At 61.0% G+C, this 16,427-nt stretch carries 15 protein-coding genes and 1 pseudogene; 6 read left to right on the forward strand and 10 right to left on the reverse strand.

Annotated features, from left to right (window positions below; genetic code table 11):
* Positions 1–513 (forward strand): annotated as a pseudogene (locus E5W87_RS06370) (glycogen debranching enzyme GlgX); the annotation flags it as partial.
* Positions 513–2,144, forward strand: a complete 1,632-nt coding sequence (locus E5W87_RS06375; protein WP_292395095.1) for an alpha-glucosidase family protein — start codon at positions 513–515, stop codon at positions 2,142–2,144. The pseudogene E5W87_RS06370 and the gene E5W87_RS06375, both read left to right, overlap by 1 nt.
* Before the next feature lie 14 nt (positions 2,145–2,158).
* On the opposite strand, the gene E5W87_RS06380 is transcribed toward E5W87_RS06375, so the two are convergent.
* On the reverse strand, positions 2,159–3,943 hold the full coding sequence (locus E5W87_RS06380) for a pilus assembly protein TadG-related protein (RefSeq protein WP_292395072.1): 1,785 nt from the start codon (positions 3,941–3,943) through the stop codon (positions 2,159–2,161).
* On the reverse strand, positions 3,944–4,393 hold the full coding sequence (locus tag E5W87_RS06385; RefSeq protein ID WP_292395097.1) for a TadE/TadG family type IV pilus assembly protein: 450 nt from the start codon (positions 4,391–4,393) through the stop codon (positions 3,944–3,946).
* A gap of 415 nt (positions 4,394–4,808) precedes the next feature.
* On the opposite strand from E5W87_RS06385, the gene E5W87_RS06390 reads away from it, so the two are divergent.
* The 4 genes from E5W87_RS06390 (at position 4,809) to E5W87_RS06405 (ending at position 10,220) form a co-directional block, all read left to right on the forward strand.
* Complete coding sequence (locus E5W87_RS06390) at positions 4,809–6,401, forward strand: peptide ABC transporter substrate-binding protein (protein ID WP_292395074.1); 1,593 nt, start codon at positions 4,809–4,811, stop codon at positions 6,399–6,401.
* Between the two features lie 160 nt (positions 6,402–6,561).
* Positions 6,562–7,485, forward strand: coding sequence for an ABC transporter permease subunit (locus E5W87_RS06395; RefSeq protein ID WP_292395076.1), 924 nt, complete (start codon positions 6,562–6,564; stop codon positions 7,483–7,485).
* Positions 7,478–8,599 (forward strand): ABC transporter permease, encoded by a 1,122-nt coding sequence (locus E5W87_RS06400; protein WP_292395078.1) that lies wholly within the window; start codon positions 7,478–7,480, stop codon positions 8,597–8,599. Before E5W87_RS06395 ends, E5W87_RS06400 begins: the two co-directional genes overlap by 8 nt.
* Before the next feature lies 1 nt (position 8,600).
* Positions 8,601–10,220, forward strand: a complete 1,620-nt coding sequence (locus E5W87_RS06405) for an ABC transporter ATP-binding protein (protein ID WP_292395080.1) — start codon at positions 8,601–8,603, stop codon at positions 10,218–10,220.
* Between the two features lie 265 nt (positions 10,221–10,485).
* On the opposite strand, the gene E5W87_RS06410 is transcribed toward E5W87_RS06405, so the two are convergent.
* The 8 genes from E5W87_RS06410 to E5W87_RS06440 form a co-directional block, all read right to left on the reverse strand.
* Positions 10,486–12,225 carry a VirD2 family relaxase/mobilization nuclease gene (locus tag E5W87_RS06410; RefSeq protein WP_292395082.1) on the reverse strand — a complete coding sequence of 580 codons (1,740 nt, stop codon included), beginning with the start codon at positions 12,223–12,225 and terminating at the stop codon, positions 10,486–10,488.
* Positions 12,226–12,472: 247 nt separating this feature from the next.
* Positions 12,473–13,552, reverse strand: coding sequence for a lytic transglycosylase domain-containing protein (locus E5W87_RS06415; protein ID WP_292395084.1), 1,080 nt, complete (start codon positions 13,550–13,552; stop codon positions 12,473–12,475).
* A 13-nt stretch (positions 13,553–13,565) separates the two neighbouring features.
* Positions 13,566–13,892: a DUF736 domain-containing protein gene (locus E5W87_RS06420; RefSeq protein ID WP_292395086.1), complete on the reverse strand. Its 327-nt coding sequence runs from the start codon at positions 13,890–13,892 to the stop codon at positions 13,566–13,568.
* Positions 13,829–14,494, reverse strand: a complete 666-nt coding sequence (locus E5W87_RS06425) for a S26 family signal peptidase (protein WP_367118798.1) — start codon at positions 14,492–14,494, stop codon at positions 13,829–13,831. The genes E5W87_RS06420 and E5W87_RS06425 overlap by 64 nt, the downstream gene beginning before the upstream one ends.
* Positions 14,495–14,676: 182 nt before the next feature.
* Complete coding sequence (locus E5W87_RS06430) at positions 14,677–14,967, reverse strand: helix-turn-helix domain-containing protein (protein ID WP_292395088.1); 291 nt, start codon at positions 14,965–14,967, stop codon at positions 14,677–14,679.
* A gap of 134 nt (positions 14,968–15,101) precedes the next feature.
* On the reverse strand, positions 15,102–15,758 hold the full coding sequence (locus E5W87_RS06435; RefSeq protein WP_292395090.1) for a DUF2285 domain-containing protein: 657 nt from the start codon (positions 15,756–15,758) through the stop codon (positions 15,102–15,104).
* On the reverse strand, positions 15,673–15,918 hold the full coding sequence (locus tag E5W87_RS36015) for a DUF6499 domain-containing protein (RefSeq protein ID WP_367118799.1): 246 nt from the start codon (positions 15,916–15,918) through the stop codon (positions 15,673–15,675). The genes E5W87_RS06435 and E5W87_RS36015 overlap by 86 nt, the downstream gene beginning before the upstream one ends.
* A 330-nt stretch (positions 15,919–16,248) precedes the next feature.
* A partial coding sequence (locus tag E5W87_RS06440) for a DUF736 domain-containing protein (protein WP_292395099.1) occupies positions 16,249–16,427 on the reverse strand: 179 nt, incomplete at its 5' end.

Below are 16,427 nucleotides of genomic sequence, written 5' to 3' on the forward strand. Positions count from 1 at the left end.
ATCATGCTGACCGCCGGTGACGAATTCGGCCGCACGCAAAAGGGCAACAACAACGCCTATGCGCAGGACAACGAAATCACCTGGCTCGACTGGGCCGGCCGTGACCAGGCGCTGGAGCACTATGCCTCTGGACTTGCCGCTATGCGACGCGGCTCGCCGGCGCTTTCCGACACACGCTTCCTGACCGGGGAGCCGCTGGCCGGCTCGGAACTACCCGACGTTGCCTGGCTGACCGAAACCGGGGCGCCACTTGATGAGAGAAGCTGGCAGAACCCTGAGCGGCATCGCCTTGTCATGATGCTCGGCGGCGCCGGCGACGGGGGCTGCCGTCTTGCGGTCGTCGTCAATGGCGATCGTCGGGCCTGTATGTTCACGCTGCCGGACCGCGAGGGATGTTTCTGGGGCCCGGCCATGGCCGGCGCGGCAGATCTTTCACAACCGGTGCCAGGGCGAACGGTCATTTTCATGATCGAGCGCAAGGCCGGACGGGCCCGCACGGAGGAGAACCCATGATGGCTGATGACAATGCCGAGTGGTGGCGCGGCTGCGTCATCTATCAGATCTACCCGCGCTCCTTCCAGGACACGACGGGGGACGGCAGCGGCGATCTGCGCGGCATTGCTTCGAAGCTGGCGCATGTCGCATCGCTTGGCGTCGACGCCATCTGGCTGTCGCCCTTCTTCAAGTCCCCGATGGCCGATATGGGCTACGACGTATCCGACTATACGGCCGTCGATCCGATGTTCGGTACATCGGAGGAATTCGACGCCGTGGTCGCCGAGGCGCACCGTCTCGGCCTGAAAGTCATCATCGACCAGGTCCTGTCGCATTCGTCCGACCGGCATGAATGGTTCGTCGAAAGCCGCTCAAGCCGCGATAGCCCCAAGGCGGACTGGTATGTCTGGGCCGATCCGAGGCCTGACGGCACCGCGCCCAACAACTGGCTGTCGGTCTTCGGCGGCCCCGCCTGGGAGTGGGACGCGACCCGCAGGCAATACTACATGCACAATTTCCTCGCCTCGCAGCCGGACCTGAATTTCCACAATCCGGAGGTTCAGGACGCCTTGCTGGAGACGGTGCGGTTCTGGCTGGAGCGCGGCGTCGACGGGTTTCGGCTGGATACTGTCAACTACTACGTCCATGACCGCTGGCTGCGCAGCAATCCGCCCCAGGCATCGAGCGTCGCCGGCACCAATACCGAAGCCAATCCCTACCTTCATCAGGAGCATCTGTTCGACAAGACGCAGCCTGAAAACCTGGCTTTCCTCAGGCGGTTTCGGGCGCTGCTCGATGGATATGAGGGTCGCGCCGCAGTCGGTGAGGTCGGCGACGAGGACCGTTCGTTGCAGACGCTCGCCGCCTACACCGCCGGCGGCGACAAGCTCGACATGTGCTACACTTTCGACTTGCTCGGTCCGCAATTCTCGGCAGCACACGTACGTGGCTGCGTCGAGGCCTTCGAGCGCGCAGTGTCCGACGGCTGGGTCTGCTGGGCGTTTTCCAACCACGACGTCGTTCGCCACGTGACCCGCTGGACAAAGCCCGGCGGCGATCTGGAGGCGGTGGCAAAATTCTCGATCGCGCTGCTGTCGTGCCTGCGTGGATCGGTCTGCCTCTATCAGGGTGAGGAACTTGGGTTGGAGGAGGCGGAATTGGCGTTCGAGGATCTGCGCGACCCCTACGGCATCCGCTTCTGGCCCGGGTTCAAGGGCAGGGATGGATGCCGCACGCCGATGGTCTGGGAGAAAGGCGCCGACAATGCCGGTTTTTCCACCGGCAGGCCGTGGCTTCCGGTGCCGGATAGCCATCGCGCCCGCGCGGTTGATGTCCAAAACGGCGAGGAGAAGTCGGTTCTAGCCAGCTACCGGGCGATGCTCGCCTTGCGCAAGCAGCATGTGGCCCTGGTACAGGGCTCGATCCGGTTTCTCGATGCAGAGGGTGATGTCCTTGCCTTCATTCGCGAAGGCGGTGGCGAGAAGCTGCTCTGCGTCTTCAATTTCGCCGACGAGCCGGCCAACTGGCCGTTGCCTCAGGATGTAGATGTTGCAGAGACAGTCGATCTTGGTGGCACTGGTGCCGTCTTGCAGGATAATAAGATTCTGTCGCTGCCGCCCTTGGGCTGCTTCCTGGGACGAGCCGGCTGATCTCTACGTGGTCCTCATTGAACGAGCACGGAGCGCCCGCAAGTCGCGCCCAGGACCCGGACATCGGCCTCGCCAACATGCACGCCCAGCGCCGCAAGCACGTTATAAACCAATTCGTCGACAGGCGCAGTCACACCGTTCAGCAGCGCTACAACTGCTGGCTTCACCGTTCCAAGCAGAGCGGTTACATCAAGCCCGAGACCCAGCGCACTGACCGAAAGCGACAAATTGTTGACCAGCGACGTGGTGAGAGATTGCGTCAGGTTTTTTGTGGAAGCCGTCTTTATCGTCTTGTTTGCGATTTCGGTGCTGTTGAAGGTCAATATCGTCGGCTCGGTGTTGGCGATCTCAAAGGCCGCAGAGCCATTCACGCCGATCAGATTCAGGGTGAGAAACAGAAGCTTCACGCTGACCTGCGCGATTTCGGCATTTTGAAACGACTGTGGGTTGCTGAAATCGGCGAAGGCGGAGGGACTGTTGTCGGCATCGCTGGCGCCAAGGTGCAGCGATGCTAGGCCCGGCCGTGCGGCAATGGAAACCTTCAAACTGTCGGGATGCCCCGTCGGGCAGCTGATGTCGGTCAGCTTGGCTTCGGCAGAGGCCACCTCGACATGCAGTGGCAGTTTGACGGCCAGGAGGCTGATGCCGCCACCGAGATTCGCATTGCTGCCGCCGACGGATGCCACCAGCTTGATCCGCGTCTGCGCCGTACGCACCACGGCGCCCTTGTCGCCAATTGTCAGCCATGGCGAGAATTGCGCAGGTTCGCCGATGGCAACGGCAAGCGTGGTGGAGACAAGTCCCGGAATCGTGGCTCCGAGATTGAGCTCGACCTGCTTCGAGCCGTTGGCTAGTGCGGCGGCGGTGGTCAGCATGCCCATGGCGCTAGCGTCGACCGAAAAACCGGCCGACTTTTGCCCGAGGCCCAGTTGGCCCATTGATCCAAGGTCGACAAGATGATTGAGCGGTATCTTGACCGTGCTGGTGGTCCTTGAGGCGATTGTCTGCAAAGCAAGCTTGCTGGTGCTGCCAACGGGTGAAACATCAGCCATGGCCGTCGCTATCTGGCCCACCGTAGCTTTCGAAGCCAGCACCTCCGAATAGCTGACACCTGTCAGCTGCAACTGAACGGCAAGCGCGTCGAAGAACGAAAGCAGGTTGACGTCGGCGGCGATCAGAGCGTTGTAGTCCATGACGCTGAGTGAAATGTTGCCGCCCAGGAGGCCGCTGAGAAGCGAGTTCAGGATGCCGCCATTGACGCTGAGAAGTCTGGACCCGACCGAGAACATCGCCTGTGGCGCTATGCTGGCAACGGCTTGGGTGCCGATCACCGGGGTCGAAATGAGCGAACTCGCGAAATAGCGGGCGGGAATCTTTTGCAGCGCGACATGGACGGCGTTGTAGGGCGTCTTGCCGGCCTCGAAGCGCTTGTCGACGCCGAGCGACGATTCTGGCGAATATCGACCGGCGGTGACCGACACGACGGTCTTTCCCAGAGTAGGAACGATCGTCTGTCCTGCCTGCTGAACAACGATATCCGGCATCCCGTTATCGCCGAGCGTGGTCACCACGGCGGCCTCGATGTTGTTGATGTTGGAAGCGGCCGTGATTGCCGCCAGATCGGTTATTGCCTGAGCCTCCCGGCGCTCCACATAGATTGAACCTTCATCGATGGCGAAGGCAGCCAGCGCCAGCGCGAACGGTGCGCACAGCGCCGTCATGACGGTGAAGTTCGCCTTTGGGTCGCCAAGCATTGAGCGGGCGACCCGGCCGATCCTCCCCAGTAAACGTTCCGACATTCAGATGCCCCCGACCCGTATTGTCGACTTACGTGAGATCGTGGTTCCCGGCATGGGCAGCGCCGGGAATAGATTCCAGACGGGCAGGTTGCGGGCATCGTATTGGATGGACACCACGAACTGTTTTCCGTCGGCCGTGCTGTCCTTAGCCTGATAGGTCAGCTTGTCGGAATCGACAAAGGGATATCCGCTGGCGTTGTTGTTGACGAAACTGGTCACCAGCGCCTGGCGTTCGGTTTCGTTCAGCCCGGCAATAGCCGTGCGTGCGGCGTCCGCCGCGATCTGCTGCACGGAGTTGCTTGCACCAAAATAGATACCATATGCAACCATGCCGAGCAAAAGCAGGATGAAAATGGGCGAAAGCAGTGCAAACTCGATTGCAGAGGTGCCTGAATTTTCTCTACATAGACGCGAAATTAGTCTTAAGCGGAGTGCTTTTAGGCACTTCATAGCGGAAACCTTACTTTCTGTGCTGTTCATACCCTTTGCCCGTTGGGAGATGAGAGAAATCTACCGGAAGCCCATCGAGCAATGTAACCCATGGTTGCTTAAAGGCGGCTTAAGACATTTCAGCAAAGTGGAATCGACGACAGGTTTCTTGCTGGAAACGAAAATCCTGAAGTGAGAAAACGCAGCCAAGCCTATGGTTTCAATTACTGTTCTGTCGGCCACGAAGCGGCTGTCGTCGCGCCTTACTTTGGGTGACCCCTAGAGCCTGTTGAAATAAAAAATCTCCGCGTTACTGTTTGGCCACCAGCTGCCGGAAAGGGAACCGGCGGCGCGCTCAAAGGGGCCATCTAATCGGCTTCGGGGCGTCAACACTCAAGAGGCGTAGCTGTAGGGCCGCCTCGACAGGGAGAACTCCATGCTGAAAAATATGCTGAAGGCGACGGTATTCGCCACAACCATGGCCTTGGCCGCCGGCACGTTCTACACGCCGGCTTTCGCCGAGGTCGTCTACAACCGCGGAGCCGCCGCCGAAGCGGAGACGCTCGATCCGCACAAGACCTCGACGGTCTACGAAGCCGATATCATACGCGACCTGTTCCAGGGCCTCGTCATGCATGATCAGAAGACGAACCTCATTCCGGGCGCCGCCGAAAGCTGGACGGTGTCGGACGACGGCACTGTCTACACCTTCAAGCTGCGCAAGGACGGCCTCTGGTCCGACGGCAGCCCGGTGACGGCGGACGACTTCGTCTATTCGTTCCGTCGGCTGGAAGATCCGGCCACCGCTGCCGAATACGCTTCCATGCTCTATCCCGTGAAGAATGCCGAGGAATTCAACACCAAGAAGGGCAAGCCGGAGGATATGGGCGTCAAGGCGCTTGACGCAAATACCCTCGAAGTCACGCTCAAGTCGCCAACGCCTTACTTCCTGGAGATGCTGACCCATCAGGCGACCTATCCGGTCAACAAAGCGTCTATCGAAAAGCTTGGCGCCGACTGGATCAAGGCAGGCAAGCTGGTCTCCAACGGGGCCTTTACAGTGGCGGAGTGGATTCCCAACGACCATCTGAAGCTGGTCAAGAATCCGAAATTCTGGGACGCCGCGAGCGTCAAGTTCGACGTGGTCAACTACATCCCGACCGAAGATCGCTCGTCGGCGATGAAGCGCTTCGAGGCCGGCGAACTGGACAGTTACGGTGACCTGCCGACCGAACAGCTCGCCGATCTCAAGACCAAATTCGGCGACCAGATCCGTGTCGGGCCATATCTCGGCACCTACTACTATGCGATCAAGACCGACAAGGCGCCGTGGGACAATGTCGAGCTACGCAACGCCATCTCCATGGCGATCGATCGCGACTTCCTCGCTGAAAAAGTCTGGCAGAATTCGATGCTGCCCGGCTATTCGATGGTGCCTCCGGGCATCGAGGGCTACACGCCGGCACTGGCCAAATACGCCGACGTGTCGCAGATCGACCGCGAGGACGAAGCCAAGAAGGTGCTCGAAAAGCTCGGCTACACGCCCGAGAAACCGCTGAAGATGGAGATCCGCTACAACACGTCAGAAAACCACAAGAACACCGCGGTCGCCATCCAGGAACAGCTGAAGCCGCTTGGCATCGAAATCACGCTGCTCAACACCGACACCAAGACCCACTATTCCTTCCTCGAACAGAAGGGCGACTACGACGTGGCGCGCGCCGCCTGGATCGCCGACTACAAAGACCCGGAAACCTTCCTCGGCATCACCCGCAAGGCCAGCGGCAACAACTATTCGAACTACAACAGCCCGAAATATGAAGCGGCCATGGACAAGGCGGCGGCCTCCGGCGGCAAGCCCGAGGAGCGAATGAAGGAGCTCGCTGAGGCTGAACGCATCCTCGTCGACGACGTCGGCAACATCCCGCTCCTCTACTACAGCTACCACGACATCGTTTCCTCGAAGTTGCATGGCTTCGACGACAATGTGATGGACATCCATCCGTCCCGCTTCATCAGCAAGGACTGATCCCTTAGCTAGGCCGCCGCGCAACTCAATGCGCGGCTGGTTTGCCATCGCATCGGCCCGAGAACCGGATTCGATTTTCGACAATGTCGGTGCGAAGATTTGAAGGCTAGAGCACAATCGTCAACCTGGACGCGCGCTGCTCTGGATCAGCGGGGAACCGATGCTGCGTTACGTATTCCGGCGGCTCTTGACCGCCATTCCCACGCTGTTCGTCATCGTGACCATGGCGTTCTTCCTGATACGCGTCGCGCCGGGCGGCCCGTTCAATCAGGAGCGGGGCCTGAGCCCCGAGATCAAGGCCAATCTTGAAGCGCAGTTCGGCCTTAACGACCCGCTCTGGCTGCAATATCTCCACTATCTCGGCAATCTGCTGCGCGGCAATTTCGGTCCGAGCTACAACCTGCCGGATTTCACCGTCACCGAATTGTTTGCCAAGGGCCTGCCCGTTTCGATCCAGATCGGCGCCTCGGCGCTGGTCCTGGCGCTGCTGCTCGGCGGCCTCCTCGGCACCATTGCCGCGCTCAATCAGAACAAGCTTGCCGACTATTCGGTGATTGCGCTGGCCGCCGCAGGCAGCACCATCCCGACCTTCGTCATCGCGCCGGTGATCCAGCTTTTGTTCGGTCTGACCTGGAAGCTGTTGCCGATCGGCGGCTGGGGTGATGGCGCCCTCCTCAACAAGGTCGGGCCTGTGCTGACCCTCGCCTTGCCGCAAATTGCCATCGTCGCCCGCCTGATGCGCGGCTCGATGATCGAATCGTTGCGCTCGCACCATATTCGCACCGCACGCGCGCTCGGCCTCTCGGACTGGTCGGTGGTCGTAAAGCATGCGCTGCGCGGCGCCATCCTGCCGATCGTCTCCTTCACCGGCCCAGCCGCGGCGGCGCTGCTCACCGGCTCGATCATCGTCGAGACGATCTTCGCTGTTCCCGGCGTTGGTCGCTATTTCGTCGATGCCGCGCTCAACCGCGACTACACGCTGGTCATGGGCACCGTGGTGGTCATCGCGCTGTTCACCATCGTCTTCAACCTGATCGTCGACGTCATGTACGCCTTCGTCGATCCGAGGGTGCGCTATGACTGACATCGCAGCCACCGTTCCGGCCGTCGTCGGCCGCTCCCTGTGGGCCGATGCCTGGGCGCGCCTCAAGGCCAATCGCGCCGCCATGTTCAGCCTGTATTATCTTGCCTTCATCGCGCTTCTCAGCGTGTTCGGGCCCTCTTTGGTGCCGCATCGATACACCACCATCTACGCCGACTATGTGCGCACGCCGCCGAGCTTCTCGGCCTATCCGAAGGCCGACAAGATCGAAACCGCGCTCAATGAGGCGATCAAGCGTATGCGTGTCGACATCAAGGAATGGCGGCAGGAAGACAACCGCATCTTCGTCACCGTCACATCGTCCAAGCCGATCGACGACCGCAATGTCCGCTACCTCGACCGTTCCGATGCCTTCGACAACACGCAGATCGAGAGCAAATCGCCTGACGGCCTTGAAGCGGTGATGAGCGCTTCGATCAGGCAGCAGTATTTCCTGTTCGGCACCGACAATACCGGCCGCGATCTCCTGTCGCGGACGCTGATGGCCGGGCGCATCTCGTTGGCCATCGGCCTGCTCGCCGGGGTCGTCGCCGGCGTCATCGGCGTGCTCTATGGCGCTACGGCCGGCCTTGCCGGCGGCAAGGTCGACGAGGTGATGATGCGCATCGTCGATGTGCTTTATTCGCTGCCGTTCATCTTCTTCGTCATCATGCTGGTGGTGTTCTTCGGCCGCAATTTCGTGCTGATGTTCCTGGCGGTCGGCGCCGTGCTTTGGCTCGACATGGCGCGTATCGTACGCGGTCAGGCGCTGTCGATCCGGCGGCAGGAATATGTCCAGGCGGCGGAGGCGATGGGCATCGGCCAGCGCGGCATCCTGATCCGTCACGTCATCCCCAACCTGCTCGGCCCGGTGGTCATCTACATGACGCTGCTGGTGCCGCAGGTCATCATCCTGGAAAGCTTCCTGTCGTTCCTCGGCCTCGGCGTGCAGGAACCGATGACCAGCTGGGGTGTGCTGATCTCGACCGGCGCCCACAACATCGGCACCGCCAACTGGTTGCTGCTGTTCCCGGCCTTCTTTCTCGTCTCGACGCTGTTCGCGCTGAATTTCGTCGGCGACGGCCTGCGCGATGCGCTCGACCCCAGGGATCGTTGAGATGGACGCTTCCGAAACGATCCTCAGCGTCAAGGACCTTCGCGTCCGCTTCCGGACGCTCGACGGCGTGGTCGAGGCGGTCAAGGGCATCAACATCCACGTCAATGCGGGTGAGACCGTCGCCGTGGTCGGCGAATCCGGCTCCGGCAAGAGCCAGACGATGATGGCAGCCATGAGCCTGCTGGCCTCGAACGGCGAGGCGACAGGCGTCGTCGACTATCGCGGCCGCAACCTGTTGACACTGGGCAAGTCCGAGCTCAACCAGGTCCGCGGCCGCAAGATCAGCATGATCTTCCAGGAGCCGATGACCTCGCTCGATCCGCTCTATTCGATCGGCAACCAACTGATGGAACCGATCCGCCGGCATCGCGGCCTTAGCGCGGCGCAAGCACGCGAAGAGGCGCTGAAGCTCTTGCGGCTGGTTCATATTCCCGATCCCGAACGGCGGATGAAATCCTATCCACATGAAATGTCGGGTGGCCAGCGACAGCGGGTCATGATCGCGATGGCTCTGGCCAACGATCCCGACATACTGATCGCCGACGAACCGACAACGGCACTCGACGTGACGATCCAGGCGCAGATCCTCATGCTGCTCGCCGAGCTGCAGCGCAAGCTCGGCATGGCGATCGTCTTCATCACCCACGATCTCGGCATTGTCCGGCGCTTTGCCGACCGGGTCTATGTCATGCGCTACGGCGAGGTCGTCGAGGAGGGCGATGCGGAAGCGATCTTCGTCAACCCGCAGCATGCCTATACCAAGATGCTGCTGGCCGCCGAGCCGACCGGAACCAAGGCGCCGCCACCGCCAAATGCGCCCGTCCTGCTCGAAGGCAGGAATGTCGAAGTGAACTTCAAGATCGGCGGTGGCTTTCTTGCCGGAGAGCCGCTGGTGCTGCGTGCGGTCGATCACATTTCGATCCGGCTGCAGCGGAACCAGACCATCGGCATCGTCGGCGAATCCGGTTCGGGAAAATCGACGCTCGGCCGGGCTTTGCTGCGGCTTCTGCCAAGTGATGGCCTCATCCGCTTTGGCGATCGCGATATTTCCGCCGCCGACCGTCAGGCTATGCGGCCGCTGCGGCGTGAATTGCAGCTCGTCTTCCAGGACCCTTTCGGTTCGCTGTCGCCGCGCATGACCGTCGGCCAAGTCATCACCGAAGGGCTTCTGGTGCATGAGCCGACCCTGTCGGGCAAGCAACGCGATCTGCGCGCGGTCGAGGCCTTGCGCGAGGTCGGGCTCGATCCGAATGCGCGCAATCGCTATCCGCACGAATTCTCCGGCGGGCAGCGCCAGCGCATTGCCATCGCGCGCGCGATGATCCTCAAGCCCAAGGTGGTCGTCCTCGACGAGCCGACCTCGGCGCTCGACCGCTCCGTCCAGAAGCAGATCGTCGAGCTGCTGCGCAAGCTGCAGGCCGACTATGAGCTATCGTATCTGTTCATCAGCCATGATCTCGCCGTCGTGCGTGCCATGGCCGACTACATCATCGTCATGAAGCAGGGCAAGATCGTCGAGGAAGGGCCGACCGAGGCGATCTTCAGCAATCCGCAAGCTACCTACACGCAGACGCTGATGGCCGCGGCCATCGACGTCACACGGTTTCGCCTAAGCGCATAGTGCGGCCGGTCAGGATTGCAGCGGACGGTGCTCGTTTCCAACCAACTACTGGCATTTCGCGGGAGATGGGAGACAGTTCATTCCGGGTAGGTGTTAGTATCAAGCCTGACCACACGAACCGTGAAGAGTTGGGCCCACGTGATTGCCTTCTCGGGACCAACGTCGACACCAGCATGAATTCCTGCAATGGCGACAAGCCAAAGGTGCCTTGAACTGGCATTCCAGACAGAGCACCCCCTGGATTTGCGCGGCACTGGTGAGAGCCTTACAGCCCGACGCCGCGCTTCCTACCGAAGTTCCAATCCACACCGCCGCCATCGGCACGCATCACCCCAGAAATATGATTGCCGAATCTTTGTTCTAGCGACGGCGACCAGGGCACGAGCCTAAAGCCGAGCCCGTCATCGATCATCGCAAAGCGACCAGAAGCGAGGGAGAAACGCTGCCGATAGATGCCGGGCACATGACCGTCTGCGGCCCTCGTGAAGGACAGGCCGGTTTCGGCCGCCAGCCGTGAGCCGAGTGCGTCAATTTCACGATCGCGCAGCGCATCGATCACGCCGCGCGCAAGGATGACGCGCTGTCCCTCGCGCCAGGCCAGACCTTGCTCGACAAGGTGATTGGCACGATCTTTTAGCGCCTGCGTTACGTCCCCGCCAAAACCGCCATCGCCTAGCTCGGCTGGCTCGTTCGCGGTGAGCTGTCGGTCGAGCCAGGTCGCGCCGGAAGCATGGATCTGTTCTTCGATCGAAAGATCGGAGCGGACGGTGAGCGCTACACTGGCACGGCCCTTCGCATCTTTATAACGGCACAATTCCACGATCGAGCCCGGCGCGGAGTCTCCAGTTGCATCAAGATTCTGAAAGCGGATGTGATGCGTCCGTCCATCGATGCCGTCGACAATGGCATAGGCTGAACCGCGCAGTTCGTCATGCAGGCCACGTTCGAGCAGCCGCCCGACGACTGGCGTTTCGATCTGTTCGGCGCCGAGAACATAGTCCGATGTTCCCCTGTCTATGCCGTGCCCGGCGAGACCGCGGTGGACGCGTTTGATGATATCGCCTCGTTCGCCGAGCGCGCGCATGATTGCCTCGGCTTCTTCGGCCATTATCCACTGGCCGGGACGGATCTCGCTGGCAAGGCCCAGGCTTTCGAGCCGACGCAGCCGCCCAACCTTGATTGTCAGGAATTCGTCGGGCGGACATTCCGGATACGGCGCGAGATCGATGATGCCATCACGATCCGTGTCGCGGGCAAGCTGGCGGTCGAGCTGTGTCCAGCGCTCAGTTTCAACCTGCCGCTCGATTGTCCGGCGGATCTCATGGTCGGTCTGAGGGCCCAGCGTCTGGGTAAGGATGTCGCCTGCGCGGTCGCGCATGCCCTGGCGGATGTAGTCGCGCGAGATAACTAGATTCTCGCCATCGTCGGCGACACCGCGAACGAGGATATGAACGTGCGGATGTTGGGTGTTCCAGTGGTCGATGCCGACCCAGTCGAGTTTTGTGCCAAGATCGCGCTGCACGTCGCCCATCAGGTTGCGGGCGAAACTCTTGAGGTCGCCCAACTCGGTGGCGTCGTCAGGCGAGACGATGAAACGGAAATGATGGCGGTCGTCCTTGCATCGATCGCAGAAGGCATCATGATCAGCCTCGTCCGTATCAGGACCAAATAGCTTCGCCGCGTTGCCGTCACGTGTCACACCCTCGCGGCGGAGATATTTGAGATGAGCGGCGAGCGGCGCCGAGCTCCTGAACTGCCGGACGACGCGCGCTTTGACGATGACGCCGCGCGAGTGGCCGGTGATGAGGCGATTGGCGCGGACGCTCGCCGTCCGGCCACGTCCAAAAGTCGAGTGGCGCGGCGAGACCAAATGGCCTGTGCGTGAAACCCTCCCACCGGCACGCTGTGCTGCCGCGAGCGCCTGAAAAGTGAATGATCTTGCGCGCTGTCTGGCGCGAGAGCGGATACGGCCAGGGCGGACACGGAAGTCTTCATCCCGGTTCACGGCGATTCTCCCCGCGAGGTGCAGCTTCTATCGGAAAAATGTAGAAAGTGGCGATGACGCACATCGCGCAAAATCCTCGCACATCGCGAAATAGCCTCTGAAACCCTTGCGTTTTCGCCACTCGACCGGACCGCACATCGCCGCTCTTTATCCTGCCGCCCGTCTTCGCCCTTATCTGCGGCTGCCCCTCCCGTCGCAATTTCCGCGACGAAACAGGTCGGAATGCGATTGACCAGGAATGCGCCGATCATCGCGGTGTCTCGGAAAAATGCTGCGCGAATTGGCTGCTCTCGGACGATCTCGGCTCCAATTCAGCTTGGAACGGCAAACTATCCGACTGCGGCTCGACCGCAGTGAGGTCAGTGACAGAAACACCCACCGGCAATCGCATGCTGGGCGAACGGATAGCCGTGAAGATGGTCTGTGCGGCAACATCTGCATCACGGCCGCCTTGTGACGCGACGACATTCCGGATGTCGCTGCTTTGCACGAAAATCGCTCCTTCGAGTGAACTCGCCCTGTTTGTTCCTTGTCGTGTGCGCGGCGGAATGGAAACGCCACCTCTGATCAGCGGGGTGAGTTTCCTGACGTAGTCGATCGTCTCACGCGGCAACGGGCGGCCGGTCAAAAGATGCTCTTTATAACGCCTAGGGCCGGCATTGTAGGCAGCGAGAAAGCCGTTGCGACCAAAGCGATCGAGCAATTCACGGAGGTAGCCAGCACCGGCAAGAATGTTGTCGCGCGGGTGAAAAGGATCATCGCCGAGATGATGCTTCATGCGAAGCTCCTCCCACGTCCCCGGCATGATCTGCATCAGGCCCATCGCGCCCATGCTCGACACCGCATGAACATCACCAGCGCTCTCGACTTGCATGACGGCGCGAAGCAGCCGCTCGGGAATGGCAAATTGTTTCGCGGCCTCCCGGATATGCTCCGACCAGACATCAGAGGACGAAGTATTGCGGTTGGAGCACGCCGGCCGTTCACTGTGCGTGGGAGGTTCTGCGCAAACAGCGGACACTGAAACGGTAAGTATGACGCATGCAGAAAGCGCTGTGATGCCTTGGCAGATGACAGCGTAAATACCGTCGTCCCGATCCGCCAACAATCTGCCACCGTGCTCGGTTCCGTCAAGGGCAAGGCCTCGCCCGCCGAACCAGCTTCCCCCAAATTGTGATGCTGTACGCGTCCAGAACGACGGGGAAGCGTCCGATCGCCTTTGACCTTCGCTGCGTGCGGCAGCCGCCTGATGGCCGATGAGGTCGGCGGGATTGATCGGTGGCCGATCGATAAAAGGGTTGGACGCGAAAGGCTCGTTGAGGCGCAATCGGAGCATCCGATCAGCCTCTCTCATCGCGCTTCGACGGTCGGCTCCAATGCAGGTTCCAGGTGTCCTTGTCGGCGTCGAACTGGAACAGATTGGCGCGGATCGGTTGAGTGAAAGACGGATCGTCAATCGCAACGGAGAGAAAGGCCCCGGCCTTCTCGCCGCTATGATCCCATGCAGCGCCCACCTCCATGCCTTCGCAGAAGACGCGATGGTCGGGCGCATTCTCGGCATCCGATTTCTCGGCAGGCAGGATGACAAGTTTCACGTCGAGCGTCAGCGTAAAGATATTGCCGAAGAAGCCGTCTTCGTTGCGGGTGAAGGTACCGATCTGGGCCACTGCAGTGCTCCTTTCATGGGCGTTGAGAAGGGGTTGGTGGGAGCCTCCACGACTCGCCGGGGTCCGGCCGGGCAGTTAGGATTCGACGCCGAAGCGGTGCGGTCGGTCGTCAAGACCGGGATCGCGCGACCGATGATCGAAGTGAGCGGGAGCGGCCCGAAATAGCGGCTGTCAAAACTGTCGGCCGCGTCCCGGTTCATGAAGAAGGCTTCGCCATCGGCAATGACACGGCAGCCCTGCCAGACGGGCAGCTGTCGGCCACGACTGTCACGCTCGCGGGCAGCTCCAAAGCTCACGCCGTTAGCAATGATGTCTGTGCCTTGCCGGCAGACCGTCGCACCTGCGGGTGCCAGCACGTGCTTCAGGAGCGGCATGCCCTTCGGTAGATATCCGCGTTCGGCCAGGAAGCCCGCCAACGGCTCCGGCGGCATGACGACGGTCAAATCGGCAATACCGATCTCTTTAGCCGGCTCGACGCGATAAAGCCCGATGGGGACGCTCGCCGATGCATTCCAGATGAACCTCGGTCGATGGTCGATCCACACTGGCCTGGCAACCAGGACCGAGCCTCCGAGCATCGCGGCAATGATCGCTGGGCGCATACTCATGGCTCATTCCGGTGGCTCAGCAGCCAAGCGTCATGGCGGAATGTGGCGAGCAAGAAGACAGGCCAGAACATGAGGTCCCGCACGTTGGGCGGCGCGGTTTCACTGGCCCGCGCTTGAAACAGCTCAGATTGCTTCTGGTCGGCCGACCGATGCCGCATTATCATCACCTCTGCAGGTCAGGAGGCGGGATTGCGTCTATCGGCATAGGCTGGCGCACGCGCCGCATGTGGCTTGGCCGGCGGAACAACGGTCGCGTTCGTATCGCTCGTGGAGGTCCGCGCGCCAAGCGCGATCCAGGCATGCAAGTCGTCGATGTCATAGAGGACGCGGCCGCCGACTTTGCGATACTTTGGGCCGGTGCCGTAGGTCCGATGCTTCTCCAGGGTCCGGGCGCAGAGCCCGACGATAGGTGCTGCCTCCTTCGTACGTAGGTATTTTGGGGGCGCGCCCGCGGGACCCTTCGACATCGTTCGATCTCCATTCGGTTCTGCTGTCGTCCTGGCCTGCCGGGACGCGCGAAACGGAGAATCGTCGAAATGAGAAAGGGCGAGGGAGGGCAAAGATTAGGGGCAGCGTTTTTGCTACCCTGCGAGGAAGGGCTTCAGCAATCGGAGGTCCGACCGCGACGATGGGGATAAAAGAGAAGATCGCGATAGCCGCCTGCTACTAAGCGATCCGCTCTTCCCAGGATCGCCCGGATCTTGTGCCGAAGATGGTGATCGCGCCAATCGCGCGGCGCGATTGGCTCTCGCGACAACAGCACCTCCGCGATCTGACGATAAGTTGCACCGGTGCGGCGACCATCATGCGCGCGCAAATTGAGGATATGCCTGATCTTCGTCTGATCCGGCAGCGCGCCAAAGCGTGAACCGAGCGATCGACCGCTCAGCGCCCGCCGGAACCGGCGTGCCGCATCGAGCCGCGTCTCGAACGCGCCGTCGAGTGGCAGAACGATGGCGTTGATGCTAGGTGATTCCTCGCGAGTTTCGGCAATCAGCCTGTGTGTTGACATCGATGCCGGCCAAAGAACCACAAACTCTTTGGCCTGCTGCAACGTGTGGAAATTGCCGAGCTCGGAAAGTTGAATTGTTCGATGCGAAGAACTGACCGTGGCAGCCATCTTCGTGGCTCGGAGCACACGCGGGAAAGCCTGCTCAGTCCAAACGATGTTCTCAGGTAGCGGGAGGTTCTCGCCTGTAATCTTGAAATCGCGCACCCCAGCGAGCGGCGAAATCAGGCGGACCGAGAACTTCTCCATTATGTATGCCGCGCGACGCAAGCTCGCTGCATTCGGCGACAAAAGCGTCGTTCCGGATCAGATACTCAGCAGCGAACTCCGCAGCTTCGTAGCCGCTCATGTGCGCGTAGACTGCCGGACCGGTCCAATTAACCTGCAACGCTCCAAGTCCTCTCCGCATGCCCTCATCTGGTTGAGGACCTCGGAATCAACATCCAGGGCGATACCGACGTTGGGTAGTTAGAGAGTCGGCAAACCGCTTTGCTGATTCAGCAAAGTGGGGCGAACCGCAAATAGCCAACGACGACCATTGAGGCGCACCGCGACGTCGGCAACATTGGGGTCGACGTTGTCGACAAACTCGCAAACGTTCTCGGCGAGGCAGCAGACCTACTCAGGCGACGTTCATCGCGCGTTACAAAGTAGAGAAGAATTCGTTCATCTCGTTCCTTGTCGCGGGCCGTGAAAGGAATGCCCCCGCCCGGTGTTCCGGGCGGGTCGCTCAGGCGGTTTACTCCACGTTGCGGCGGCCACTGGGGCGGGACCAGATGAGGCTATAGCCTTCGCCTTCTTCGTCGCCGAAGAGATTGGCGTAGATCGGGGCGATGAAGCTCGGATCGTCTAGCTTCAGGGCGAGATAGTCGCGGCCCTCGTTGGAGCGCTTCGACCACGCAGCTCCGATCTCAACCC

Source organism: Mesorhizobium sp., from assembly GCF_004962925.1.
In the GTDB taxonomy this organism is placed as follows: Bacteria; Pseudomonadota; Alphaproteobacteria; order Rhizobiales; family Rhizobiaceae; genus Mesorhizobium.